The sequence below is a fragment of the Streptococcus parasanguinis genome (assembly GCF_009717775.1).
Lineage (GTDB): Bacteria > Bacillota > Bacilli > Lactobacillales > Streptococcaceae > Streptococcus > Streptococcus parasanguinis_AG.
Map to the genome: position 1 here is coordinate 20028 of NZ_WMZF01000001.1, position 23906 is coordinate 43933.

Consider the following 23906-nt stretch of genomic DNA (forward strand, 5'->3'; position numbering starts at 1 on the left):
AAAGTTTAGTATGAAAATAAGGGAGATTATAGGAAATAAGATGAAAAGAAAAAAATGGGTGCAGTTAGGAATAGTGGCTTCGAGTATGGTCATGTTAACAGGATGTTACCAAAGATACCAACGTCAGTCCAGTCCCAAAAAAGAGGCTGCAACAAGCCAGACTTCAGCAAAGAAACAAGCGAAAAAAGCAGATAACAAACAATTATACCAGTCTGTTTTTTCAGACTACCAAAAGATTTTTGCCACTTCAAAAGATTTAGATGCCATTTCCAAATTGAATGATGCATTAGCTAAAGAAGATCGGATGATCAATAGCTGGGTGATCGAGACCGTGATCAATCAGCCAGATGCCGTTCGCTATGCCTTTAAGGACTTAAATAACGATGGGGTAGATGAGATGATCATCGCCAATCAGCAGACCGATGGAAGCTACTTTGTGACAGGAGTTTATTACCTCAAGGACCAAAAACCGACTCTGCTAGCTGAAGGTTTCGTCGCTGGACACGGTGGAGCGCGCAATGCGACGACCCTCTATCAGGGAGGAGAAGTCTTAGAAGTCAGCTGGATGTCAGGAACTGGCCGTGGGGTAGCTGTGCTTTCACGGATAGAAAAGACGCCTCAAGCTGCGACCAAAGTCCAGGAAGAAGAAGTCCAAGTACCTGGTTCAGATCTGAATAGCCTCTTTGGAAAATCGGATGAGAATAAACTGGATCTCAAGGCTTTTGACTGGCAAACTTTTGACAGCGCACCATCAGAGGGAAATAGCCAAAGCCAGGAAAAAACGCCTTGGAATGCTGAAAAATCAGCAAAATTGGCAGAATTTATGAAGACCTGGGGAGAAAAGATGGGACAACCCAACTATCAAAAAGGCATCGCTGGTGGTGATGTAGGACCAGACAACCTCTATACTCTAGGGGAAAATAGTAAGATGGATGCCATTTATACAGATACCGGTCAAGGAAATGCCAAGTACCGCATTGTAGAACGCTATAGCAATTGGGACAAGTATCCAGATGTGCATAGTTATTTCTTTGCCATTACAGATACAGGAGAAGGCATTGTCTTTCATTCTCCAACGACCAATGGTGGAAAGATGTATCTAAAACCAACGGACAACAAGGAACTTCAAGAAGAATTTACACAGTTGCTTCATCAATAAAAAGAAGAATAAGCCAGAAAACGACTGTTTTTCTGGTTTTGTTTATCCCAAACAATGAATAAAAAATACAAAACAAACGATATTTTTAGGATATAAAATATGTTAAAAACTAGTGATAATCGGCGGTATATATGCGTTTGAAAACAGAAAATGTTTGACAATTAAAGGAAAATCATTTAAAATATATTCATTCTTTATTTATAGGAGAAAAAAATGAAAAAACTTCTTACAGCCGGTGTGGCTCTCTTGTCAGTTGCAACGTTAGCAGCTTGTTCTGGTAAAACTGCTTCAGAATCATCAAGCAAAGATGCAAAAGCTTCTTCTAGCAAAGTAGAAAAATCATCTACTTCAGAAAGCAAATCAAGCAGTTCATCAAAATCATCTAAATCAGCAACCTCTTCTGTTAAAATTCCAGAAATTGTCTTGTTGACTGATGATGAAATCGATAATGCCAAAACAATTGGTGATATGAAAACTCTTTATAGTAAATTAGTGGATAACTATAAAAAATATGCTCAAGATATTGGCGATCAAATTCCCGAATCACTGAGATCTAAATATACTCAACAAGTGGAACCAGCTCTCAAGACATTGGACGAATCAAAAACTCAATTTGATACAGCACTTTCAACTGGTGGTTCAGATGATACGGTTGTTCCTGAACAAGGGCGTACTGTTTTTGTACAACAATTGAAATCTGGACGTGACACTATGAAACAAGCTCTTGAAAGTGCATATAAATCAATTGCGCCATTGCTCTCTTCATCAGCTGAATAATCAATGAAAAAAATAGGGTAGGACCTCAAGTCCTAGCCTATTTTTGCTTTCTTACAAAAATGTAAGAAATAAAGGGGGAAATGTAAGGTTATGTTATGGTGAAAGCGTTTCAGTTTTAGTACAATAGATTTGTAAAAAACGATTGAAGCTTTTATCGAGCTAGAAAGGAATGGACCATGACCCTACTAGACGTTCAACATATCAAAAAAATTTACAAAACCCGCTTTCAAGGAACGCAGGTTGAAGCCTTAAAGGATATTCACTTCACCGTGGAAAAGGGTGAGTACGTGGCTATCATGGGGGAATCAGGATCCGGGAAATCCACCCTCCTCAATATCCTAGCCATGCTGGATCAGCCGACGGAAGGGCGGGTCTACCTCAATGGCACCGATACCTCAACCATCAAAAACAAGGACGCCTCCAGCTTCCGCCGGGAAAAACTAGGCTTTGTCTTTCAAGATTTCAACCTGCTCGACACCTTATCTGTCAAGGACAATATCCTCCTGCCCTTGGTCCTTTCCCGCAGACCAATCAAGGAAATGATGAGTAAGGTCGATAGCGTGAGTCGGGAGTTGGGCATTCACCAGCTCTTAGAAAAATACCCTTACGAAATCTCTGGTGGGCAAAAGCAACGGGTAGCCGTAGCACGGGCCATCATCACCTCACCTGAAATCCTTCTTGCGGATGAGCCAACAGGGGCGCTGGATTCCAAGTCTTCGGCAGCTTTGCTAGATGTCTTTGAAGATATCAATACCATGGGGCAAACCATTCTCATGGTGACCCACTCAACCGCAGCAGCAGCTCGGGCCAAGCGCGTGCTCTTTATCAAGGACGGGATTCTTTACAACCAGATCTTTCGTGGGGAAAAGACAGAGCGTCAGATGTTCCAAGAAATCTCAGATACTCTGACGGTCATGGCGGGAAAGGAGGATCCTGATGTTTAAATTAACAAGTAAATTAGCACTTTCCAACCTCAAACAAAATCGCAAGTTGTATTATCCTTTCGCTATAGCTGTCATTTTAACGACCATGATCCTTTATAGTTTTATCGCCTTGTCATTGACCCCTCATTTAGAGGATTCTTACGGAGGGGGATCGGCGAGAACTGTTCTTGGTTTTGGCAGTTTCGTCGTCCAGCTGGTCGTCATCATTTTGGTGGCTTATGCCAATGGCTACGTCATGAAAAATCGTTCCAAAGAACTGGGACTCTACAGTGTTCTGGGAATGGAGAAGAAGCATCTCCTCATCATGACCTTATGGGAATTGCTCTTCTTCTATGTTCTCACAGTTGGAGTAGGACTGGGTTTGGGACTCTTGTTTGATCGCTTGATTTTCGCCTTGCTTCTAAAATGTATGGGTTTACCAGTCGTCATTCAATCAACCTTCCAGATAGAGGCTGTTCTTAACACTTTACTTGGGTTAGCCTTAGCTTTTGGCCTCATTCTCTTGTTGAATTCTTTCCGCCTCTTGCGCTACAGTTCCCTCCACCTTATGCAGCAAAAGAAAGCAGGAGAGAAGAAGGGACGCTTCTTGCTGGTTCAAACTCTGTTAGGACTTGGGCTCTTAGGAATTGCGTTTTATATAGCGCTAACCGTTGAGCGGCCAGTTGCGGCTGTCCAAGGATTCTTTATTGCCGTCATCTTGGTCATTCTAGCGACTTATCTCTTATTCAACGCAGGCTCTATTACCTTCTTAAGATTTCTCAAAGGTCGGAAATCCTACTATTACAAGCCAGAGAATTTTATATCTGTCTCCAACTTAATAGCTCGGATGCGAAAAAATGCAGCGGGCCTTGCGACCATTAGTATTCTATCCACCATGGTCTTGGTCACCTTAACCGGGTCGCTCAATATCTTTATTGGAGGGCAGAATTACCTAGATACGGTTTACCCTTCTGATTACATGATTAGTGTGGGGCATATGCCTTCAGATGCTGAAACAGAATCGGTTATTGAGGATGTTCAAGCTCAAATTAAGAAAACAGCCGATGCGACACATCTATCAGATTATCAGGTGGCACAGACTACATACTGGTCGGCTGAAATTCGAAAGATTGATGGAAGGAGCTTAGAGGTGAATGACCAGTCCACTCCATCAACTGGTCAGGAGTTGAAGTCAGAAGGAACAGTCTACTTTTTTGATCAGGCGACTTATGAGCAACTGACCGGTCAAAAAGTTGAGCTTGGGGAAAATGAAATCCTAGCCTATGGGTATCAATATCCTGGAAAATTAGACGCACAATTAGAAATCAATGGGAAGACCTTCACGATTAAAGAAAAACTAAACTCCAATTTTATCCAAGGGAAACTCCCTCAATCCGACCTGTTTCAACACCAAATGGGCTTGTACCTGGTCCTCCCTGACTTGAACCAACTGGGACTAAAAGTTGATAAAAATTTGGAATTCTCTATTACTGCTAAAAATAAAGATAACCAAGATTTTATTTCTGGCTTGATCAAAGAGCTGTATTCGACAGACAAAATCAGTCAATATGGTGCGACTTATTTTGGTGGATTTGATCGATACAGTATAGAGAAAGATTGGCGTGAAACAGCAGGGACTCTTCTATTTATCGGGATTTTTCTATCGGCGATCTTTCTATTAGCTACAGTTCTCGTGATTTACTACAAGCAGATTTCAGAGGGTCATGAGGATCGAGATAATTTTGTGATCTTGCAACAAGTAGGATTGGACCAAAAGCAAACCGGCACCACCATTCGCAAACAGATACTCACTGTCTTTTTTCTTCCATTATTCTTCTCCTTCCTGTACCTAGGAGTAGCCTACAAGATGATCGCAAAAATCGTTGCTATCTTAGGAGCAACCAATGCGGGCTTGGTGCTTCAAACAACTCTTTCTATCTGCGCTGTCTTCTTCATCTCCTATGTCCTTGTCTTTCTTCTGACTTCTAGAAGTTATCGGAAGATTGTCGTGAGGTAGCGTTCGAGTCTATAAAAGATTAGAAATAAGATGAAACATACAACATTTTGTTAGCACAAAAAACACCGAGGATCAAATCCCCGGTGTTTTCTATCACGATTATTTCACGTGTTTTGCAAGTTCTTCTTGCGCTTTTTTGTTTGATTCTTCTTTTTCTTTCAACCAATTCTTATAAGCTTTTTCGTAATCAGCAGTTGTAACTGTCTTATCTTGAACTTTTTGGTATTTGAAGAAGCTTGATTCACCTTTAATACCAATTGCAGAATTTGCTGCTGAGAATGGCGTTACCTTCGTGATAGATGGAACTCCACCCTTAGAGTAGATTGGAAGTACCATTGCGTTTTCAGTCAACCAAGCTTGGGCAGCAGCGTATTTTTCATAACGCGCATTGGTATCCAATTTTTCAGCATTAGCAGCATCCAACAATTCTTTGTATTGGTTCAAACCAATTTTTTCGATGAGAGCTTGGTCTTTCTTAGGATCAAGTCCCATACCAGTCAAGGTTGAACCATCTGTTGGGTTCAAGATATCCAAGTAAGTAGATGGATCTTGGAAGTCAGGTCCCCAACCTGTGATATCCATATCAAAGTCTTTTTGATCTGGTGATTGGGCGAAGTAAGTAGCGTTGTCTGCATCGTCTGTAGACAATTTTTGTACATCGATCACGACATTGTCTTTACCAAGAGCTGTTTCAATAGAACTCTTCATAGAGTCTGCTTGTTGGACAAGAGCATTAGAAGATTGGTCTACGACATAGTCGATATGGATTGGGAATTGAACACCTTGTGATTGCAATTCAGATTTCGCTTTTTCAAGTTCCGCTTTGGCTTTATCCGCATTATGCAAGCTATCTTGCGCGTCAGCAAAGCTAACACCTTTCCACTCATCTCCTGTTGCGGCAAGTTTTTCTTCAACGAGCGTACCGAAGTCTTTTCCGTTGGCTTGCACAAATGTTGGTGGAACTAGAAGGGTACGTAGAGTTTTTGATGCTCCGTCTTTCCCGTTAACTTGAGCGCTGTAGGAAGTTCTGTCTAAAGCAAAGTTCAAGGCTTGACGGAAATTCTTGTTTTGAAGAGCTGTCTTAGTACTGTTCTTTTGCTCATCAGACGTCTTCTTCGTATGACCGTAGTTTTGACGGTTAACGTTGAAGTAAGCGTAGTAAACAGTAGAATCTTGAGGTGTATAAACGATGTTATCCTTGAATTTCTTCTCAATTGTGCTGTAAGTTGAGCTTGTTGGGAAGAGACGAGCAGTAGATAGGTTCCCATCTGAGAAGTTACGAGCAAGATAGTCTTGGTCAGATCCATCGAAGTAAGTCAATTTAACCGTATCGATGTGAACATTTTTCTTGTCGTAGTAATCAGGGTTTTTATCCAACTCGATTTGTGATTTTGAAGTGAAGGATTTCAAAATGTATGGACCATTGTAGAGGATACCATTTGGTTTCACGCTACCAAAGTCTTTCCCAGCTGATTCCAAGAATTTTTCATTAACTGGCATCATGGTAGCAGTCGTCAATTTAGAATTCCAGAAAGATTCTGGTTGGTTCAAAGTGTATTGAAGAGTGTGATCATCAACAGCTTTTACCCCAACAGTTGAGAAGTCTTTGGTTTTCCCGTTTACATAGTCATCCAAACCTTTGACTGAGTTTTGAACCAAGTAAAGTGCATCAGATTTTTTATCTGCTACATATTTCAGAGATGTCACGAAATCTTTTGCAGTGACGTCAGCGTATTCATTTCCTTCTGAATCATACCACTTCGCGTCTTTTCGAAGCTTGTAGGTATAAGTCAGACCGTCTTTTGAAACAGACCAGTCCTCAGCAAGAGCAGGCACTAGGTTACCGTATTGGTCGTTTTCAAATAAACCATCGACCAAGTTGGTAGTAATGTCGCTTGTAGTTGAACGATTTGAAGTCAAATAGTTCAAGGAATCAGGGTCTGTACCATACACGTAGTTGTATGTTGTCCCTTTTGACGCATTAGAAGATGAGCCACATGCAGCAAGGAAAAGCGTTGAAGCCGCGGCGACACCTGCTAAAAGAGCAAGCTTCGATTTTTTCATATTCGTGTCTCCTTTTGAATAATTTTAATTATTATACTCCAATCAATCTACAAAATAAAGTGTTTTTTGAACTTTTTTTGTATATTTACACACGAGTATACAGAGAAACCTTGATTTTAAGGGATTTTTAAGGAATAAAAATTTTTTTGAAAAAAGTTACTATTATGCTTTACATACTAGCCGAGAAAGAGTATACTGATAGTGAAATAACTAGTATGTAAAACAAACTAGTGGAAAATGTGAAGAAAGAGGTGAGAAGGATGAAAGAGTCCCAATTACTAAAGGGAGTCTTGGAGGGCTGTGTGCTTGAGATTATTTCAAAAAAGGCCATCTATGGCTATGAATTGATCCAAAGTCTCAAAGAGATGGGATTTGATAAGATTGTTGCTGGGACCATTTATCCCCTGCTTCAAAAATTAGAAAAACAAGGGGTTATTCATGGGGAAATGAGGCCGTCTCCAGATGGTCCTGATCGCAAGTATTTTTCACTCAGTGATGCTGGAAGAGAGCGCTTAGAGGAATTTTGGGACCAGTGGCAGGAGCTGGTCACAAAAGTAGAACGTATCAAGAAGGAGGGGGAAGAATGGTAGAAAGTTATACAGAAAAAATGTCAGATGAATTGATTCATTTAAATAAAGAGGATCAAGCCTATGTGAAAAAAATGGTCGCTTATATTGGGGCCAAGTCCTATTTTTATGATGATGAAGCACTCGGTGAACAACTCTACAATATGGTTTGCGACCTAAAAGTTGCTGAGAAAGAAGGCATTCGGGCAGTGGATTATTTTGGAAAGGATCCACGGGCTATGGTGGACCAAGTTCTTTCAGATTTGCCTAAACGCTCTCTAGGATCTTATGTGGGACTCGTCATTCTACTTGGAGTGATCTTAGTTGGCATGCGTTATTTAATGGATTTTACCTGGATGACGCCACTGAAAATCGAACCCTTAACCTATATTGTCATTCTACTCAATTTCTTGGTGTTTAGCCAGTTCATCACGTGGCTTTGGTCCAAACAGAGCTATGGTGAAATGAAGTGGTCTTGGGCTATTTTTATCAGTGTGATCTGCCTGATGGTATTTCTGAACATCGTACGACTATTTTCGATCTATTTTGGCCACATTGGGAGTCTCTTCTTATCAGATGGTTGGGCGGTTGTTCTTGCTGTCCTAGACCTATTTGGGTTTGCGGTTATGGCTTATAGAAGCAGGGAGCGTTTGATAACGAGTCTACTAGTCATGGGCCTGACTTTCCTAGTTACGGGATGCTGGATTCGTCTTGTGAATCAGGAAACTGCTCACTTATTAGGCTGGCTACTTCCTCTCATAGGACTAGTCCTGACCTTCGTTGTATTTCGTCTCCAAAGAAAGGGGGAAGAAAGATGACATCAGTTATTTATTATGAAGAAACGCAGGTTTTGGTTCAAACCTTTAGCCAGGAGGACCAAGCTTATTTCCAAGATCTATGGGATTATTTCAATTTCGCCGGTTTCTTATATGAGGAGAAGGCTTTGAGAGGGCAGGTCTATAATTTAGCACTAGACTTTTCGCAAGCAGAAGCGGATGGCTTGACAGCAAAGGACTATTTTGGTCTCGATCCAAAGGAAATGGCAGACCAAATCATCGAAAATATGCCCAAAGAATCGACGCGATCTGTTTTGAAATATGGGGCTATCATCTCGGGAATTGTGATTTTCTATCGCCTCTTAAGTGATTTTGCTTCGCAAGCAGTCCTGGTTATTAAACCACTCGTCTATCTAATGGATGGTATTTTAGGGCTCCTAGCAATTAGGCTACTATTCTATCTCCTTCGTCGCCTCATTTTTGCAGAAGAAAAGTCGAAAAAAGCTATCCATGTGGCAATCGTTTTGGTTCTAGGAGTCTATTTCGCTAGTGAGATCGTGGGGGTCCGTTTCTTACCAGCACTTGCTTGGTTGACAGTGCCGAATCCATGGGATACTCTCCTTATGACAGGAGCTAGTGGCGCTCTCATTCTTTGGCAATGGAAAGAAGAGCTTGGCAAAGCCTTCGTCTTTCCTATCGTCGCCTTTTTAGTGGTTGGATTCTTACATCGTTGGACCTTGGCACAAGGAGTTCAGAATCTTGGTATGACAGTTCTTCTGCCCACAGTGATCATCATCTTTGGGCTGGTTATTTATTATTGGTTTACGATTCGTTCTTTGAAAAAGAATAGGACGGAAAGTGATAAATAGAAAGAAAAAGTGGGGCTGGGACAAAAGTCCTGGCCTCTCAATTGTTTTTGGATTGTCAAGCAAGACGCAGTGGTTGAGTGCTCAAAGCACTGCTTTGAGGTGGTAGATAGGACTTGCTAAGCAAGTTTCCTAAGTAGTTGTTCGCTTTTCAAGTTCCAAAGATGCCCTACTCAACTGTGCGGAGGTGGGACGACGAAATCGAATTCTAACGAATGACCGATTTCTTTCCCACTCCCTTTTCTGATCCAAGTATGATAGAATAAACTCATTAGATGGGAGAATAGATATGAATCTATTTCGAAAAAAAGCTTTGGGACAGGTTCACCCAGGGTTAAACCGCCATTTACGGTTGTGGGATTTAATTATTTTAGGAATCGGTGCCATGGTGGGGACAGGGATCTTCACGATTACGGGTACTGCAGCAACGAATTTAGCTGGTCCAGCCTTGATTATTTCGATTGTGATTGCGGCTTTTTGCGTCGGCTTATCTGCCCTCTTTTTTGCAGAATTTGCCTCTCGTATCCCTTCAACTGGTGGAGCCTATAGTTACCTCTATGCCATTTTTGGAGAGTTTCCAGCCTGGATTGCAGGTTGGTTGACCGTGATGGAATTCATGACCGCCGTATCAGGGGTTGCCTCAGGTTGGGCTGCTTATTTCAAGGGGTTGTTGGCCAATCTTGGCTGGCGTCTGCCGACGGCTTTAAATGGGACTTTTGATCCAGCTGCGGGAACTTATGTGGATCTCTTACCTATTTTGGTCATGGTCCTAGTCACAGCCTTGGTCCTTATGAATGCCAAAGCCGTCTTACGCTTTAATTCCTTGCTGGTCTTACTCAAGTTCTCCGCTCTTGCCTTGTTTATCCTTGTCGGGATTTTTCACCTAAATCCTGGTAACTGGGCAAACTTTGCTCCGTATGGATTTGGAGAAATCTATGGTGGTCAAACAGGGATTATGGCTGGCGCTTCGCTCATGTTCTTTGCCTTTCTTGGTTTTGAGTCCATTTCAATGGCGGTCGATGAAATCAAGGAACCACAAAAGAACGTCCCTCGCGGGATTGTCCTCAGTCTCTTGATCACAACGGTTCTTTATATCTTGGTCACCCTGGTTTTGACTGGTATGGTTCCTTTTAAGAACTTAAATGTAGAAGACGCGGTTGCCTTTGCCCTTCGTCAAGTCGGAGCCGGCTGGGCTGGAAATTATGTATCGCTGGTAGCGATTTTGACCCTAATTACCGTCTGCATTTCCATGACCTTTGCCCTCTCACGGATGATTTACAGTTTGGCGCGGGATGGTCTCCTGCCAAAAGCTATGAAACAACTTGATCCAAAAACTAGAATTCCCAAAAATGCAACACTAGTAGCTGGATCGATGGCTGCTATTGCTGGTGGAGTCTTTCCACTAGCCAGTATCGCTTCCTTCTTAAATATTTGTACCTTGGCTTACCTAGTTATGTTGGCCTTTGCCCTCTTGAAATTGCGCAAGGAACACGGGGCTCCTGGACCTGGTGAATTTAAAACGCCATTGGTTCCAGTCTTGCCAATCCTGTCGATTGTGGTCTGTCTGTCCTTTATGACCCAGTATTCCCTATCGACCTGGCTGGCCTTCGGAGTTGCTCTCTTGATCGGGGTCGGAATTTATTTCGGTTATGGGTATCGCCATTCAGAAGAAAATCAATAAAAGATGAAAGCTAGAGTAGAAGAACTCTGGCTTTTTACATAGAGAAAGCTCTTTTTTTGGTATAATAAAGGGAGAAAGTTAACTAGATAACAAAGGAGAAAAAACATGACATTTGAAGAGATTTTACCAGGCTTAAAGGCTAAGAAAAAATATGTGCGAACAGGATGGGGTGGAGCAGAAAACTACGTCCAACTCTTTGATACTATCGAGCAAAATGGGGTGGCTCTGGAAGTGACCCCTTATTTCCTCATCAACGTGTCTGGTGAGGGTGAAGGTTTCTCCATGTGGAGTCCAACACCTTGTGATGTTTTAGCGACAGATTGGGTGGAAGTCCATGACTAAAAGAGTCTTGATTACAGGTGTTAGCTCAGGGATTGGCCTAGCTCAAGCTCGACTCTTTCTAGAAAAGGGCTACCAGGTCTATGGAGTGGACCAGGGAGCGGATCCCCAGTTAGCAGGTGATTTTCACTTCTTACAGAGGGACTTAACTCTTGATTTGACGCCGATTTTTGATTGGTGTCCTGAGGTAGAAGTCTTGTGCAATACAGCCGGAGTTTTGGATGATTACAAACCGCTTCTGGAGCAAAGCGCTCAGGAGATTCAGGAGATCTTTGAGATCAACTATGTGACCCCGGTGGAGCTGACGCGGCATTATCTGACTCAAATGTTGGAGAAGAAGCAAGGTATCATCATCAATATGTGCTCCATTGCTTCTAGCCTGGCAGGAGGCGGCGGTCACGCTTATACCTCGTCCAAGCATGCCTTAGCAGGATTTACCAAACAGTTGGCCCTGGATTATGCAGAAGCTGGTATTCAGGTCTTTGGGATTGCTCCTGGGGCTGTCAAAACAGGCATGACCGCAGCGGATTTTGAACCAGGTGGATTGGCTGACTGGGTAGCCAGTGAGACGCCGATCAAGCGCTGGATTAATCCAGAAGAAGTAGCAGAAGTCAGCCTCTTTTTGGCTAGCGGGAAGGCATCTGCCATGCAAGGACAAATCCTTACCATTGATGGTGGTTGGAGTTTGAAGTAGGAGGATGAAAAAGCAAGAGTTGAAATCTTGCTAAGAAATGTAATTGTTTTTTCCTTACTGAAAGAGGATCAAACCTAGGTGAACAATTAAGTTAGGACAGTGGTGAGACAGGTATTTACCTCTATGCTAAAGAAGATCTTACTGAACGAAATTAAACCTACCAGAGTGATCAGGATGAATCAGATTTCTTTATGATTGGTCACGATGGAGATCTAGCCTTTTTCACCAAAAAAAGACAGGGATAATAACAATTATGAAGATAACTGAGGGTAAGTTCAGAAGAACTTTTTGAATGGGCTCTACCTGAAACCTTAAGAGATTGTTTTAGAAGAAACGAATAGTATAACTGATTTGCTAAGTTATTGTGGAATGAAGGTGAAGTCATGATTAAATTAGTGAATGTTACTAAATGTTTTAGTGATGGATCGAATGTCAGATATATTTTCAAAAATTGTAATTTTGAATTTAAAAAAGGTAGCACGACTGCAATAGTTGGCCGTTCTGGATTAGGAAAAACTACTCTTGTTAAATTAATATTAGGGATTACCAGTTTAAATGAGGGGGATATCTTAGTCTGTGGTAGTTCCATTTTAGATATGAAAAATTTGAGTAAGGTAAGGCGTAGGAATATTGGCTGTGTCTTCCAAAACTTTAATTTGATTTCAGGTTTCACGGTGAAAGAGAATATTCTACTTCCAAGATATTTTTTTGAAAATGGAGAGAATAACATTAACGAAATTTGTAACACTCTAGGTCTTTCAAAGGAAATGTTAAGCAAGAGTATTGATAAGATTAGTGGAGGTGAAAAACAAAGAGTTGCCTTGGCAAGAGCTCTTATTAATAATCCAGAAATATTGATAGCAGATGAACCTACTGGTAATTTAGACGCTGCTAACGAACAAAATATAATAGAATTGTTGAAGCGGATCAATGAGGAGTTAGGTATCACGATTATAATAGTAACTCATAGTGATAAGGTGGCGAATAGTATGCAGTCTATTTGCACAGTTGTTGATGGCAAAATTGAGTACGTAAGGAGATGATAAAATGAATCATTCCATATTATTCATTGCTAAAAGAGATTTAGAAGTTAACAAACGAAGATATAGATTAGTTCGACTGTCAATAGCGATCTCTGTTTTGCTAATTGTTTTAGTGATGCTCATTTCTAATTCTTTCTATAATAAAATGATTAAAGAAATGACTGTAGCAAATAAAAATGTTGTTACTGTTGCCTTTGGTAATAAAGAAAATTCTCTGAATTATAAAGCTTTACCTTTATTTTCTAGTGATGATATTGATCGAGTTAAAAAAATTGATGAAGTAAAAAATATTACAGGTGTGAAACTACTATTTACGGATGATATCAAATTCCAAAATGGCAAAACATCGGTTTCCAATACCATCCATTGTTTAGAAGAAAAGTATTTAAAAAACCTGAATATTAGAATTGCTGAAGGGAAATTTCCAGAGAAGGACAATGAAATATTAATCGGAGATTCCGTACACAAGGCTACATCAATGAATGTCGGAGATACGGTGACTATTAAGATTGATAATCATTATGAAAAGTTTGTAATTTCTGGCATTATAGACAAGCAAGAAGCGCAGTTATTTTCTACCTTGCCAACAGAAATAAATCAAATGATGGCAATCAATGTAAAAAGTAGTAGCGTTTCATCAAATAAGTATTACTATCTGAATGCTACTGTAAAAAATGGAACTGATTTAAATGAAGTAGCAAACAAGATAGAAAAGACTGTTTTAAAAAATGAAAATTTAAAACAATCTTTATCAGGAACAGGATTAGATGTTGTTGTAGCAACACAACAGGATGTTATCAATATGCTATCCAGATGGTTTTCCTACATCGACCTTTTTATCCTCTTAATCATAGTTCTTATCTCTATTGTAGCGATTATTAATATCATCAATATTCTAGCTATTACCATTCAGGAGAATCATAAACAGATCGCAACTTTTAAAATCATCGGTGCATCTGATCGACAGATAAAAAGAATATATTTATTTGAAAGCTTTATGATGGGAGTACGAGGTACAAGCGCGGGATTGGTGATAGGAATTGCTATTTCTTATTTGATCATCTTTTTGAGTGGATTACCACTAGATATTGAACTTACCAGATTGTTGTTCCCGGTATTAATAGGGATACTCACTTCAGTTTTTGCAGGATTATTGGTATCTAGAAAAATTACTAAAATTGATATTGAAAAGGTATTAAATCAATAGAGAAGAAATGATTAGGGTCAATAAGAGATGGTGTTGCAAAAAGAATAGCTATACTGGTTTCACTATCGACTGAGCTTTGAATGAAAGTAGGAGGATTTGATGGAAATCAAAAATCACTTTGGTGTCTACGGAGTCTGTCTTCAAGAGGGGAAACTGCTCTGCATTGAAAAAACAAGAGGCCCTTATCAGCATCGTTTTGATCTACTGGGTGGTAGCCAGGAACTAGGGGAGGGACTGACCGAAACACTCAAGCGAGAAGTTCTGGAAGAGACGGGCTATACGATTAGCAGATACGCTAATCCTAGGATGTATGACGTGATGGTTCAAGAAGAAGGGAAAGACTTCGCAGTGCATCATATCATGGCCTTTTATGATATCGTACTCGATTTCGAGAGCTCTCAACAATCCCTTCCTCAGGAGGTTCTTGATGGAAGCAATGATTCAGCCAATGCCATTTGGTTGAATGTGGAAGAAATTACTGCAGACAATGCTTCTCCCTTAGTATTGAAGGTAAAGGCAGAGTTAGAAGGATTTCCAGAATTAGAACTGACAAGCTATAGAAATTGGAAGGTAAAAGAAAAAAAGGAGAACCTATGACACCTCAAGAAATGTGGAATGCCTACAAGCAAATCAATCCCTCTATTGGAGATGAGATAGATGCCTGGGCCTTTGGAGTGGACCCAGACCTTTTAGCGGAACTGGTCTTTAAAGGCGAAAAAACAGCAACCGCCTCAGCTTATGACCTCTACGCAGTAGAGGACGAACCCCTTCCACAAGAAGGGACCTTTGATGTCATTTTAGACAGTCAAGATCAGGCTGTCTGCATTGTCGAAGTCACGAAGGTTTCCGTTCAGCCTTTTCATCAAGTGTCAGCCGATCATGCCTATAAGGAAGGTGAAGGAGACAAATCTCTAGCTTATTGGCGTCAGGTTCATGAAGACTTTTTCAAAGACTGCTTAGGAGAAGCGGGACTGACTTTTACACCTGACAGCAAGGTGGTTTTAGAAGAATTTCGCAAGGTTTATCCATTATAGAACACTCTTTTCTTTTAGAAAATCAGAAAAGAGAATAACTGTTTTCTATTAAAAAATACCTAGTGATTGTGTCAAGCTAAAAATACTGCCCAGTTCTTAGAACTATTAAAAGATTTTTTGAGACTTTCCGCTGTGAGAAAAGCGCTTGAAACCTAAAAGTTTCAAGCGCTCGGGAGTTTTGAAACTTTAGGTTCAAAACTAAATCATGGAACTTCGAAGAAGTTCGCTGATGTCCGTACTCACCCAAGGAAAGTCTCAACGAAGATTTGATCTTAATCTGACTCTCCTTCTAGGAGAGTTTTTTGGTTTGGGTCTTATTTTCCAAAAGGGCTAAAAAATGGTATAATGTAAGCGATATTGTACAGAAAAGAGAAATGTTATGCCAAATTATGCCATTATTTTAGCAGCGGGGAAAGGTACCCGTATGAAATCAGATCTGCCTAAGGTTCTTCACAAGGTTGCTGGGATCTCTATGTTGGAACATGTTTTCCGTAGTGTTGGAGCCATCTCACCTGAGAAGACGGTAACGGTTGTGGGCCACAAGGCGGAATTGGTAGAGCAAGTCTTAGCGGGACAAACAGAGTTTGTCAAACAAACCGAACAATTGGGAACTGGTCATGCGGTCATGATGGCAGAGCCAGTCTTGAAAGGTCTTGAAGGGCATACCCTCGTCATTGCAGGAGATACTCCTTTGATTACGGGTGACAGTCTCAAACACTTGATCGACTTCCATATCAACCACAAGAATGTGGCAACGATTTTGACAGCCGAAACAGCTAATCCATTTGGCTATGGTCGGATTGTTCGTAATGACAATGCGGAAGTGCTTCGCATCGTCGAGCAAAAAGATGCGACAGATTTTGAAAAACAAATCAAAGAAATCAATACAGGGACTTATGTCTTTGACAATGCGCGCCTCTTTGAAGCTTTGAAAAATATCAATACCAACAATGCCCAAGGTGAATACTATATCACAGATGTCATCGGTATTTTCCGTGAAGCTGGTGAAAAAGTCGGAGCCTATACGCTGAAAGACTTTGATGAAAGCCTCGGGGTTAACGACCGCGTGGCCCTTGCAACAGCAGAAGGTATCATGCGTCGTCGCATTAACCAAGCCCACATGGTCAATGGGGTGAGCTTTGTCAATCCAGATGCAGCCTATATCGATGTCGATGTTGAGATCGCACCAGAAGTGCAAATCGAAGCCAATGTTACCCTAAAAGGGCACACAAAAATTGGGGCTGAAACCGTCTTAACTAATGGAACCTATATCGTGGACAGTGAAATTGGTGCAGGTGCTGTCATCACCAACTCTATGATTGAAGAGAGCACGGTAGCTGATGGTGTAACGGTAGGACCATATGCTCATATTCGTCCTGGTTCTAGCCTAGCAAAAGATGTCCATATCGGGAACTTTGTCGAAGTCAAAGGTTCATCTATTGGCGAAAATACCAAAGCGGGTCATTTGACCTACATTGGCAACTGCCAAGTTGGTAGCAACGTCAACTTTGGTGCAGGAACCATCACAGTGAATTATGATGGCCAACATAAGTTTAAAACGACGATTGGAAACAATGTCTTTGTCGGATCCAATTCGACGATTATTGCGCCAGTTGAATTAGGCGACAATTCCTTAGTCGGTGCTGGATCAACCATTACCAAGGATGTACCAGCTGATGCGATTGCGATTGGTCGTGGCCGTCAAGTGAATAAAGAAGAGTATGCTCTTCGCTTGCCACACCATCCTAAAAATAAATAGGAGAATCTCATGCAATTTGAAGAAAAAACCATTGAGCGCAAGGAAATTTATCAGGGACCGATTTTCCAAGTGGTGACTGATCAAGTAGAACTACCTGACGGAAAAGGTCAAGCGCAGCGTGATTTAATTTTTCATAATGGAGCAGTAGCTGTTTTACCGATCACAGGTGAGGGCAAGACTATTTTGGTCAAGCAGTACCGCAAGGCGATCGAGAGGACTTCAGTAGAGATCCCTGCAGGGAAGTTGGAAAAGGGTGAAAATGCGGATCCTCAAGCAGCTGCTCTGCGTGAATTGGAAGAAGAAATTGGTTACACAGCGGATCTAGAGTTGTTGTATGATTTTTATTCAGCTATTGGATTTTGCAACGAGCGGATCAAACTCTATGCTGCAACCAATTTGAAAAAAGTGGAACATCCACGCCCACAAGATGAAGATGAGACCTTAGAGCTGCTAGAAGTGACCTTGAAGGAGGCTAAAGACTTGATCCAAGCTGGCGAAATCTGTGATGCCAAGACCATCATGGCGATCCAATACTGGGACTTAATCAATAAATAGAGGAGGATCCAATGGGAAAACCTTTATTAACCGATGAAATGATTGAACGAGCGAGGCGAGGTGAGGACATTTCGAGTCCTAAAATGGTCGATGCTGAAGAGACGAAGATTATTCGGACAGACCACAGGGGATTTGGCTACGAACGTCCTATGAGAGAAAGCCGGATGGAGCGCCCGCAGGAGAGCTATTCACAGGATACCTTGCAGATACAAGTGGAGCCCACTGTGACCAAGAGTCGTCGCATTGAAGAGCGTAAACAAAGTGTGGTCCAATCCAAACTCAATAAGATTTTATTCTGGATCATTGTGCTCCTTATTGTTTTGATCATTGCTATTTGGCGTCTGTAAGGTCGTCACAAGGAGAGAATGGATATGAAAATTGGAATTATCGCAGCCATGCCCCAGGAGTTAAAGATTCTGGTTGAAGCCCTTGAAAATGGGGAAAAGCATCTGCGTCTTGGAAAAGTCTACTATACAGGATCGATTGGTCGCCATGAAGTCGTTTTGGTTGAAAGTGGCATCGGGAAAGTCATGTCTGCCATGAGTGTAGCGGTTCTAGCCAATGATTTTAAAGTGGAAGCCATTATCAATACCGGATCTGCAGGAGCAGTTGCACCGGGAATGGCTGTTGGGGATATTGTCCTTGCCGACAAACTGGCCTATCATGATGTGGATGTGACAGCCTTTGGCTACAAGTATGGTCAAATGGCAGGTCAACCGCTTTACTTTGAATCCAGTCGATATTTCGTATCAGAAATGAAAAAAGTTCTGGAAGGAGAAGCTGCAACCACACATGTGGGCTTGATTACAACAGGAGATAGCTTTATCGCGAGTGAAGAAAAAGTTGCATCGATTCGGGAGCAGTTTCCAGAAGTATTGGCAGTTGAGATGGAAGGGGCAGCCATTGCCCAAGCCGCTCATGCAGCTGGACGTCCCTTCATGGTCATTCGCGCCATGAGTGATACAGCAGATCACGCGGCCAATCTCTCTTTTGATGAATTTATCGTTCAGGCTGGTGAGCGCTCTGCTCAAACCTTGATGACTTTCTTGAAGAGATTAGTATAAAACAAACAATAGATAGAAGTGGGATTGGATGAATTTTTTTACAATTCATTTTGTCCCTCTTCTTTTTTTAAAGCCGATTCTTCCAGAAATAGAGTACTTTCATGCTATAATAAAGACAAGTGATGTAAAGGAGAGAATATGGTTTTATCAAAAAAACGGGCACGTCATGTGATTGAAGAAATTATCGCCCTTTTTCCAGATGCGAAACCGAGTCTGGATTTTCGTAATCATTTTGAATTGTTAGTAGCGGTTATGCTCTCGGCTCAGACGACTGATGCGGCTGTTAACAAAGCGACACCAGGTTTGTTTGCGGCTTTTCCAACCCCGCAAGCTATGGCAGCAGCCAGTGAAGCAGCTATCGCCAAGCATATTTCTAAATTAGGCCTCTATCGAAATAAGGCCAAATTTCTCAAAAAATGTGCCCAACAATTGCTAGACAACTTTGATGGGCAGGTGCCTCAGACTCGTGAAGAGTTAGAAAGCCTGGCAGGAGTAGGACGTAAGACAGCAAATGTCGTCATGAGTGTAGGCTTTGGGATTCCAGCCTTTGCTGTCGATACCCATGTGGAGCGGATCTGCAAGCACCATGACATTGTCAAGAAGTCAGCGACGCCCTTGGAAGTGGAAAAACGAGTCATGGATGTTTTACCAAAAAGCGAATGGCTAGCAGCCCATCAAGCCATGATCTATTTTGGACGGGCTATCTGCCATCCTAAAAATCCTGAATGTGATCAGTACCCACAACTCTATCATTTTGATTAGCAATCAGTTCCTCTGCTAGAAAGTGCAGAGGTTCTTTTTTGTGCTGAAACGTATATTTATTAAAATGATCGAAAACTGAGGCTTTGTGATCTGTGAGGGGAGGTGCCTAGACTCGCTTATCCAGCTTCTTTGAGATTGATTTCAAGATGCATTTTCTTGACATCTTATTATATTCATTCAGAAATAACGAACTTTTTTTAAATAAATTTGGTTTTTTTTAAGAAATAGTGTATAATGGTAGAAAATCTAACATAAGGAGATAGTGATGAAAGCAAAAAAACTGTTAGCTCTTGCAGGAGTTTCCGTTGCAGGTGCCTTTCTCTTAGCAGCATGTAGCGGTGGTAGTAGCAATCAAGCAACCTACTCATTTGTCTATTCAGCCGACCCAAATACCTTGGATTATATCGCTGCAACTCGTACAACAACTTCAGATATCACAAGTAACCTTGTAGATGGTCTTCTTGAAAATGACCGATACGGAAACTTTGTACCAAGTCTAGCAGAAGATTGGACTGTCTCTGAAGATGGATTAACCTATACTTACAAACTTCGTAAGGATGCCAAATGGTATACGAGTGAAGGGGAAGAATATGGTGCTGTAACTGCTCAAGACTTTGTGACAGGGATCAAACATGCGGTTGAATCGAAATCAGAAGGTCTCTTCCTGATTCAAAATTCGATCAAAGGTCTGGATGCCTATGTAAAAGGGGAAACCAGAGACTTTAACACGGTTGGAGTGAAAGCCTTAGACGATCACACCATCCAATATACCTTGGTCCGTCCAGAAAGCTTCTGGAACTCAAAAACAACCTCAGGCGTTCTTTTCCCAGTCAATGCGGATTTCTTGAAATCTCAAGGAAAAGACTTTGGTTCTTTGAAACCTAGCAGCATCTTATACAATGGTCCATTCTACTTGAAATCTTTGACTTCAAAATCTGAGATTGAATTGGTCAAGAACAAAGACTATTACGATGCGAAAAATGTTCATATCGATAATGTCAAATTGACCTTTAACGATGGATCTAATCCAGATTCTATCATTAAGAACTTTGAAAAAGGTCAATACTCCTTTGCATCTGTTATGCCAAATAGCTCAACTTATAAGAGTGTCAAGAAAAACTTTGGCGACAACATTGTCTACGGTTTGCAATTGGGAACATCCTACTATCTTGGATTCAACTTGGACCGTCAAAAGTATGACCATACAGCCAAAACAACGGATGAACAAAAAGCTTATACCAAGAAAGCAATCTTGAACAAGGACTTCCGTCAAGCAGTGAACTTTGCCTTTGACCGCAAATCTTATGCGGCACAAGTATCTGGATCTGATGCGGCTGAAAATACCCTTCGTAGCACCTTGGTACCACCAACTTATGTCCAAGTCAATGGAGAAGATTTTGGTAAGGTCGTTGAAAAACAATTGGTTACCTATGGGGATCAATGGAAGGGTGTGAGCCTGGCCGATGGTCAAACTAGCCTTTACAACCCAGAAAAAGCCAAAGCTTCATTTGCGAAAGCCAAAGCTGAATTGCAAAAACAAGGCGTTCAATTCCCAATTCATTTGGACTACATTGTCAGCCAAGTGGACAACAGCATGGTCCAACAAGCTAGCTCCTTCAAACAATCTGTAGAGTCAGCGCTTGGTGCAGACAATGTCGTTGTAGACCTTCAAAAGGTTTCGGATGATGATTTCCAAAATATCACCTACTTCAGCGATACTGCTGCTGCGAGAGATTACGATATCTCAGGCGGTGGTTGGGCTCCTGACTACCAAGACCCATCGACTTACCTCGAAAGTATCAGCCCAGTAAATGGTTCTGTCTTCTACTATCTTGGTATTGATGCAGGTTCAAACAATCCAGCCATTGCAACAGTTGGTTTGGATCAATACGCTAACATGTTGAAAGACGCCGATGCTGAATTGTTGGATCAAGCTAAACGCTATGAAAAATATGCAGCAGCGCAAGCATGGTTGACAGATAGCTCGATTACGCTTCCAACTGTTTCAAATGGTGGTGCTCCAATGCTTCAACGGACCGTACCATACAGCCGTGCTGCTTCATGGGTTGGTACAAAAGGAACAGGAACCTTCTACAAATACCTTGAAATGTCCAAAGATGTTGTCACAACAAAAGACTTTAACAAGGCCAAAGAAGAATGGTTGAAGAAAAAAGCAGAATCCAATAAAAAAGCTCAAGAAGATCTCAAAGATCACATCGAAAAGAAAAAATAAATCAATCATTGTTCCATCAATGAGGATAAAAAAAGTCGGAACCTTCATGTGAGGGTTCCGGTTTTTTAGGTATCGAATGTTAGTCCATCTCGTTCTTTTAGATGAAAGATAGATCAACCACTGCATCTTGCTCGGCAATCCAAAAACAGTTAAGAGGCTAGGACTTTTGGCCCAGCCTCTTAACTATAGACGGGTGATCATCATTCTATTCACTAAATCTTAAAAAATAGCCATCTGGATCTAAAACTGCAAATTCATGGGGATAGATATAATGGTCGCCAACAAGAAATTCTCTTTTGTTGTACCCTATGCTTTTTAGCGAAAACGTTTCCTATTTAAATAAACTCTAAAAAATGATAAAATATTTGTAAGTCAACCACTTAAGGAGGTTAAGCATTGTGAAAAACAAAATCTTATTAGGTTCTATGACGCTCCTATCTGCATTTATACTAGCAGCATGCGGAAATAGAGAAAAGAAAACAAACGAAACTACAGCAGCACCAACAACTGAAGTCACTAAAGAAACTACGGATGCACCAACGACAACAACTCAAACAACAACTCCTGGGTCTTCTTCTGGGGCAAAAGAAATATCCCTTGCAGATACTCAACGTATCGGAAATGAAAAATATGGTTATATCAATATCCCTAAAGATTGGGTCGTACGCACTACTCGAAGTAGCAAAGCGCTCGAATATTTATCACCAGATAAACACAATGCGTTAATAATGGATTCAAACACTAAAGATACTGTTAAACTTGGCCCCAACGAAACCTTTGACGCAGAGTTACTTGCGAACCGTTTATATAGCTCATTCGGAAAACACAAAAATCGAACTAGTATAGAAGGTGTAAAAGCTATATTTGCCGGTGGGGACGCTTTCTTAATAAAAGTAACAGTTAAAGATGGGAGTACTTTATACGTATGGGTATTCCAAAAAGGAGATAAAGTATACACAATCATAATCCAAGGTTCAGAAGATATGATTAAATCCTTAAGACCTGTTCTCGAGCAATCTTGGGGCCTAGATCCGAATACTCCGGGGAAATAATCCTTAAAAAACTAAAAGAGACTAATCAATGTGATTAGTCTCTTTCTTTTTTTGTTTCTTTTTCTACTCTAGTGATCTATTTTCTTATTCACTAAATCTTAAAAAATAGCCATCTGGATCCAGAATTGCAAATTCATGAGGATAGATATAATGGTCGTCAACACGAAATTTTCTTTTAATTAATGGGCGATGAATAGGATAGTTGGCTTCTAACAATTTCTGATAGAGCCTAGGGACATCCTCTATACCAAAGGAGATGTTAATTCCTTGGCCAAATGGGTAGGTTAGTTCAGCTAATTCTTCAACTGTCCCCTCCTCTAGCATGAGCTGGCAATCTTCAAGAGACAGGAAGAGAAATTTTTCTTCTGGGCGCTCGTATTCGATGGTGAAACCGAGCAAATCACAGTAGAAGGAACGGGACTGTTCTATATTCGAAACCATAAACTCGGGAATTACTGCATTGTAGTTCATAAAGAAAATCCTTATAATTCAATTTCCAAGACAATCGGTGTGTGGTCTTGGCGTGCGCCTGAGTCAATCATGTCTGATTTAGTAACCTTATCTGCAATGCGGTTTGAGGTTAACCAATAGTCGATTCTCCAGCCTGTATTGTTGATTTTTGAAGTCTTGCTACGTTGTGCCCACCAAGTGTAGCGTTCTGGGACATCACCATGGACATGGCGGAAGGTATCTGTAAATCCTTTGGCCAAAAGATTTGTAAATCCTTCGCGTTCTTCGTCTGTGAATCCTGGCGAACGGCGGTTACTGGCTGGGTTAGCAAGGTCAATTTCCTTGTGGGCAACGTTGTAGTCCCCAGTTGCAAGGACGGTTTTTTCTTTGTCTAATTCAGCCAAATATTCAGCATACTTAACGTCCCAAATTTGACGTTCTTCCAAACGTTTGAGTCCATCACCAGCGTTAGGTGTGTAGACCTGAGTCACGAAAAATTCATCAAATTCCAAAGTAATGATCCGACCTTCCAAGTCCATGGTCGAAGGAGCTCCGATTTCTGGGAAAGTCACAACTGGTGTGAGCTCTTTTTTATAGAGGAACATGGTTCCAGCGTAGCCTTTACGAGCCGGTTCTTGAGAAGAGCGCCAGGTGTTTTCGTAGCCAGGGAAGAGCTCCTCAAGGATTTCGAGGTGTTTTTTAGTAGGACCTTTGGCGGATAACTTGGTTTCTTGAATGGCAATGATATCTGCATCCTCAGAAACCAAGGTTTGGAGGACTTCTTGAGAGAGTTTGGCGCGTGCTGAATCACTAGTTAATGCAGCATTAAGCGAGTCGATATTCCATGAAATGAGTTTCATTGTATTTCCTTTTCTTGACATGATA

At 41.2% G+C, this 23906-nt stretch carries 24 protein-coding genes and 1 pseudogene; 21 read left to right on the forward strand and 4 right to left on the reverse strand.

Annotated features, from left to right (window positions below):
* Window positions 1-40: 40 nt before the first annotated feature.
* From GMC92_RS00090 to GMC92_RS00105, 4 genes are all read left to right on the forward strand, one after another.
* The gene (locus GMC92_RS00090) at window positions 41-1159 is read left to right on the forward strand and encodes a DUF4767 domain-containing protein (RefSeq protein ID WP_155199404.1); all 1119 of its coding nucleotides are present in this window, start codon (window positions 41-43) and stop codon (window positions 1157-1159) included.
* A 213-nt stretch (window positions 1160-1372) separates the two neighbouring features.
* Window positions 1373-1936, forward strand: coding sequence for a hypothetical protein (locus GMC92_RS00095; RefSeq protein ID WP_021152825.1), 564 nt, complete (start codon window positions 1373-1375; stop codon window positions 1934-1936).
* Window positions 1937-2112: 176 nt separating this feature from the next.
* Window positions 2113-2880: an ABC transporter ATP-binding protein gene (locus tag GMC92_RS00100; protein WP_031576714.1), complete on the forward strand. Its 768-nt coding sequence runs from the start codon at window positions 2113-2115 to the stop codon at window positions 2878-2880.
* A complete protein-coding gene (locus GMC92_RS00105; protein ID WP_129299576.1) occupies window positions 2873-4876 on the forward strand; it encodes an FtsX-like permease family protein in 2004 nt (667 codons plus the stop codon). The genes GMC92_RS00100 and GMC92_RS00105 overlap by 8 nt, the downstream gene beginning before the upstream one ends.
* Before the next feature lie 99 nt (window positions 4877-4975).
* On the opposite strand, the gene GMC92_RS00110 is transcribed toward GMC92_RS00105, so the two are convergent.
* Window positions 4976-6940 (reverse strand): peptide ABC transporter substrate-binding protein, encoded by a 1965-nt coding sequence (locus tag GMC92_RS00110; RefSeq protein ID WP_155199405.1) that lies wholly within the window; start codon window positions 6938-6940, stop codon window positions 4976-4978.
* A gap of 260 nt (window positions 6941-7200) precedes the next feature.
* On the opposite strand from GMC92_RS00110, the gene GMC92_RS00115 reads away from it, so the two are divergent.
* From GMC92_RS00115 to GMC92_RS00190, 16 genes are all read left to right on the forward strand, one after another.
* Window positions 7201-7530 carry a PadR family transcriptional regulator gene (locus GMC92_RS00115; protein WP_003012258.1) on the forward strand — a complete coding sequence of 110 codons (330 nt, stop codon included), beginning with the start codon at window positions 7201-7203 and terminating at the stop codon, window positions 7528-7530.
* Window positions 7524-8324 (forward strand): hypothetical protein, encoded by an 801-nt coding sequence (locus GMC92_RS00120; protein WP_155199406.1) that lies wholly within the window; start codon window positions 7524-7526, stop codon window positions 8322-8324. The genes GMC92_RS00115 and GMC92_RS00120 overlap by 7 nt, the downstream gene beginning before the upstream one ends.
* Window positions 8321-9151, forward strand: a complete 831-nt coding sequence (locus GMC92_RS00125; protein ID WP_155199407.1) for a hypothetical protein — start codon at window positions 8321-8323, stop codon at window positions 9149-9151. The genes GMC92_RS00120 and GMC92_RS00125 overlap by 4 nt, the downstream gene beginning before the upstream one ends.
* Window positions 9152-9437: 286 nt before the next feature.
* Window positions 9438-10829 carry an APC family permease gene (locus GMC92_RS00130; protein ID WP_155199408.1) on the forward strand — a complete coding sequence of 464 codons (1392 nt, stop codon included), beginning with the start codon at window positions 9438-9440 and terminating at the stop codon, window positions 10827-10829.
* A gap of 105 nt (window positions 10830-10934) precedes the next feature.
* On the forward strand, window positions 10935-11171 hold the full coding sequence (locus GMC92_RS00135) for a DUF2829 domain-containing protein (protein WP_000141913.1): 237 nt from the start codon (window positions 10935-10937) through the stop codon (window positions 11169-11171).
* Window positions 11164-11862 (forward strand): 3-oxoacyl-ACP reductase, encoded by a 699-nt coding sequence (locus tag GMC92_RS00140; protein WP_049474267.1) that lies wholly within the window; start codon window positions 11164-11166, stop codon window positions 11860-11862. The genes GMC92_RS00135 and GMC92_RS00140 overlap by 8 nt, the downstream gene beginning before the upstream one ends.
* Before the next feature lie 383 nt (window positions 11863-12245).
* Window positions 12246-12905, forward strand: a complete 660-nt coding sequence (locus GMC92_RS00145; RefSeq protein WP_024055043.1) for an ABC transporter ATP-binding protein — start codon at window positions 12246-12248, stop codon at window positions 12903-12905.
* 4 nt (window positions 12906-12909) lie between these two features.
* Window positions 12910-14112 (forward strand): ABC transporter permease, encoded by a 1203-nt coding sequence (locus tag GMC92_RS00150; protein ID WP_049486388.1) that lies wholly within the window; start codon window positions 12910-12912, stop codon window positions 14110-14112.
* A gap of 99 nt (window positions 14113-14211) precedes the next feature.
* The gene (locus GMC92_RS00155; protein ID WP_155199409.1) at window positions 14212-14709 is read left to right on the forward strand and encodes an NUDIX hydrolase; all 498 of its coding nucleotides are present in this window, start codon (window positions 14212-14214) and stop codon (window positions 14707-14709) included.
* The gene (locus GMC92_RS00160) at window positions 14706-15146 is read left to right on the forward strand and encodes an ASCH domain-containing protein (protein ID WP_134974710.1); all 441 of its coding nucleotides are present in this window, start codon (window positions 14706-14708) and stop codon (window positions 15144-15146) included. Before GMC92_RS00155 ends, GMC92_RS00160 begins: the two co-directional genes overlap by 4 nt.
* Window positions 15147-15525: 379 nt before the next feature.
* Window positions 15526-16905 (forward strand): bifunctional UDP-N-acetylglucosamine diphosphorylase/glucosamine-1-phosphate N-acetyltransferase GlmU, encoded by a 1380-nt coding sequence (glmU, locus tag GMC92_RS00165; RefSeq protein ID WP_155199410.1) that lies wholly within the window; start codon window positions 15526-15528, stop codon window positions 16903-16905.
* A gap of 9 nt (window positions 16906-16914) precedes the next feature.
* Window positions 16915-17460, forward strand: a complete 546-nt coding sequence (locus GMC92_RS00170) for an NUDIX hydrolase (protein WP_155199411.1) — start codon at window positions 16915-16917, stop codon at window positions 17458-17460.
* 11 nt (window positions 17461-17471) lie between these two features.
* On the forward strand, window positions 17472-17807 hold the full coding sequence (gene macP, locus GMC92_RS00175) for a cell wall synthase accessory phosphoprotein MacP (protein WP_155171489.1): 336 nt from the start codon (window positions 17472-17474) through the stop codon (window positions 17805-17807).
* A 24-nt stretch (window positions 17808-17831) separates the two neighbouring features.
* Window positions 17832-18524 carry a 5'-methylthioadenosine/adenosylhomocysteine nucleosidase gene (locus tag GMC92_RS00180; RefSeq protein WP_155199412.1) on the forward strand — a complete coding sequence of 231 codons (693 nt, stop codon included), beginning with the start codon at window positions 17832-17834 and terminating at the stop codon, window positions 18522-18524.
* Window positions 18525-18662: 138 nt separating this feature from the next.
* On the forward strand, window positions 18663-19286 hold the full coding sequence (gene nth / locus GMC92_RS00185) for an endonuclease III (RefSeq protein WP_049506625.1): 624 nt from the start codon (window positions 18663-18665) through the stop codon (window positions 19284-19286).
* Window positions 19287-19551: 265 nt separating this feature from the next.
* On the forward strand, window positions 19552-21519 hold the full coding sequence (locus tag GMC92_RS00190; protein ID WP_155125153.1) for a peptide ABC transporter substrate-binding protein: 1968 nt from the start codon (window positions 19552-19554) through the stop codon (window positions 21517-21519).
* 205 nt (window positions 21520-21724) lie between these two features.
* Here GMC92_RS00190 and GMC92_RS00195 read toward each other — a convergent pair.
* Window positions 21725-21817: pseudogene (locus GMC92_RS00195) on the reverse strand (bleomycin resistance protein); the annotation flags it as partial.
* 100 nt (window positions 21818-21917) lie between these two features.
* Here GMC92_RS00195 and GMC92_RS00200 point away from each other — a divergent pair.
* Window positions 21918-22571: a hypothetical protein gene (locus GMC92_RS00200; RefSeq protein ID WP_201036872.1), complete on the forward strand. Its 654-nt coding sequence runs from the start codon at window positions 21918-21920 to the stop codon at window positions 22569-22571.
* 84 nt (window positions 22572-22655) lie between these two features.
* On the opposite strand, the gene GMC92_RS00205 is transcribed toward GMC92_RS00200, so the two are convergent.
* Both GMC92_RS00205 and GMC92_RS00210 read right to left on the reverse strand, forming a co-directional pair.
* Window positions 22656-23042: a bleomycin resistance protein gene (locus tag GMC92_RS00205; protein WP_021152848.1), complete on the reverse strand. Its 387-nt coding sequence runs from the start codon at window positions 23040-23042 to the stop codon at window positions 22656-22658.
* 11 nt (window positions 23043-23053) lie between these two features.
* Entirely contained in the window at window positions 23054-23881 is an 828-nt protein-coding gene (locus tag GMC92_RS00210; protein WP_155199413.1) for an exodeoxyribonuclease III, read from the reverse strand.
* Between the last annotated feature and the right edge of the window lie 25 nt (window positions 23882-23906).

Excerpts from the sequence above, each read along its gene's own strand:
- GMC92_RS00090 (WP_155199404.1), top strand. The coding sequence starts at position 41 with ATGAAAAGAAAAAAATGGGTGCAGTTAGGAATAGTGGCTTCGAGTATG.
- GMC92_RS00095 (WP_021152825.1), top strand. The coding sequence starts at position 1,373 with ATGAAAAAACTTCTTACAGCCGGTGTGGCTCTCTTGTCAGTTGCAACG.
- GMC92_RS00100 (WP_031576714.1), top strand. The coding sequence starts at position 2,113 with ATGACCCTACTAGACGTTCAACATATCAAAAAAATTTACAAAACCCGC.
- GMC92_RS00105 (WP_129299576.1), top strand. The coding sequence starts at position 2,873 with ATGTTTAAATTAACAAGTAAATTAGCACTTTCCAACCTCAAACAAAAT.
- GMC92_RS00110 (WP_155199405.1), bottom strand. The coding sequence starts at position 6,940 with ATGAAAAAATCGAAGCTTGCTCTTTTAGCAGGTGTCGCCGCGGCTTCA.
- GMC92_RS00115 (WP_003012258.1), top strand. The coding sequence starts at position 7,201 with ATGAAAGAGTCCCAATTACTAAAGGGAGTCTTGGAGGGCTGTGTGCTT.
- GMC92_RS00120 (WP_155199406.1), top strand. The coding sequence starts at position 7,524 with ATGGTAGAAAGTTATACAGAAAAAATGTCAGATGAATTGATTCATTTA.
- GMC92_RS00125 (WP_155199407.1), top strand. The coding sequence starts at position 8,321 with ATGACATCAGTTATTTATTATGAAGAAACGCAGGTTTTGGTTCAAACC.
- GMC92_RS00130 (WP_155199408.1), top strand. The coding sequence starts at position 9,438 with ATGAATCTATTTCGAAAAAAAGCTTTGGGACAGGTTCACCCAGGGTTA.
- GMC92_RS00135 (WP_000141913.1), top strand. The coding sequence starts at position 10,935 with ATGACATTTGAAGAGATTTTACCAGGCTTAAAGGCTAAGAAAAAATAT.
- GMC92_RS00140 (WP_049474267.1), top strand. The coding sequence starts at position 11,164 with ATGACTAAAAGAGTCTTGATTACAGGTGTTAGCTCAGGGATTGGCCTA.
- GMC92_RS00145 (WP_024055043.1), top strand. The coding sequence starts at position 12,246 with ATGATTAAATTAGTGAATGTTACTAAATGTTTTAGTGATGGATCGAAT.
- GMC92_RS00150 (WP_049486388.1), top strand. The coding sequence starts at position 12,910 with ATGAATCATTCCATATTATTCATTGCTAAAAGAGATTTAGAAGTTAAC.
- GMC92_RS00155 (WP_155199409.1), top strand. The coding sequence starts at position 14,212 with ATGGAAATCAAAAATCACTTTGGTGTCTACGGAGTCTGTCTTCAAGAG.
- GMC92_RS00160 (WP_134974710.1), top strand. The coding sequence starts at position 14,706 with ATGACACCTCAAGAAATGTGGAATGCCTACAAGCAAATCAATCCCTCT.
- glmU (WP_155199410.1), top strand. The coding sequence starts at position 15,526 with ATGCCAAATTATGCCATTATTTTAGCAGCGGGGAAAGGTACCCGTATG.
- GMC92_RS00170 (WP_155199411.1), top strand. The coding sequence starts at position 16,915 with ATGCAATTTGAAGAAAAAACCATTGAGCGCAAGGAAATTTATCAGGGA.
- macP (WP_155171489.1), top strand. The coding sequence starts at position 17,472 with ATGGGAAAACCTTTATTAACCGATGAAATGATTGAACGAGCGAGGCGA.
- GMC92_RS00180 (WP_155199412.1), top strand. The coding sequence starts at position 17,832 with ATGAAAATTGGAATTATCGCAGCCATGCCCCAGGAGTTAAAGATTCTG.
- nth (WP_049506625.1), top strand. The coding sequence starts at position 18,663 with ATGGTTTTATCAAAAAAACGGGCACGTCATGTGATTGAAGAAATTATC.
- GMC92_RS00190 (WP_155125153.1), top strand. The coding sequence starts at position 19,552 with ATGAAAGCAAAAAAACTGTTAGCTCTTGCAGGAGTTTCCGTTGCAGGT.
- GMC92_RS00205 (WP_021152848.1), bottom strand. The coding sequence starts at position 23,042 with ATGAACTACAATGCAGTAATTCCCGAGTTTATGGTTTCGAATATAGAA.
- GMC92_RS00210 (WP_155199413.1), bottom strand. The coding sequence starts at position 23,881 with ATGAAACTCATTTCATGGAATATCGACTCGCTTAATGCTGCATTAACT.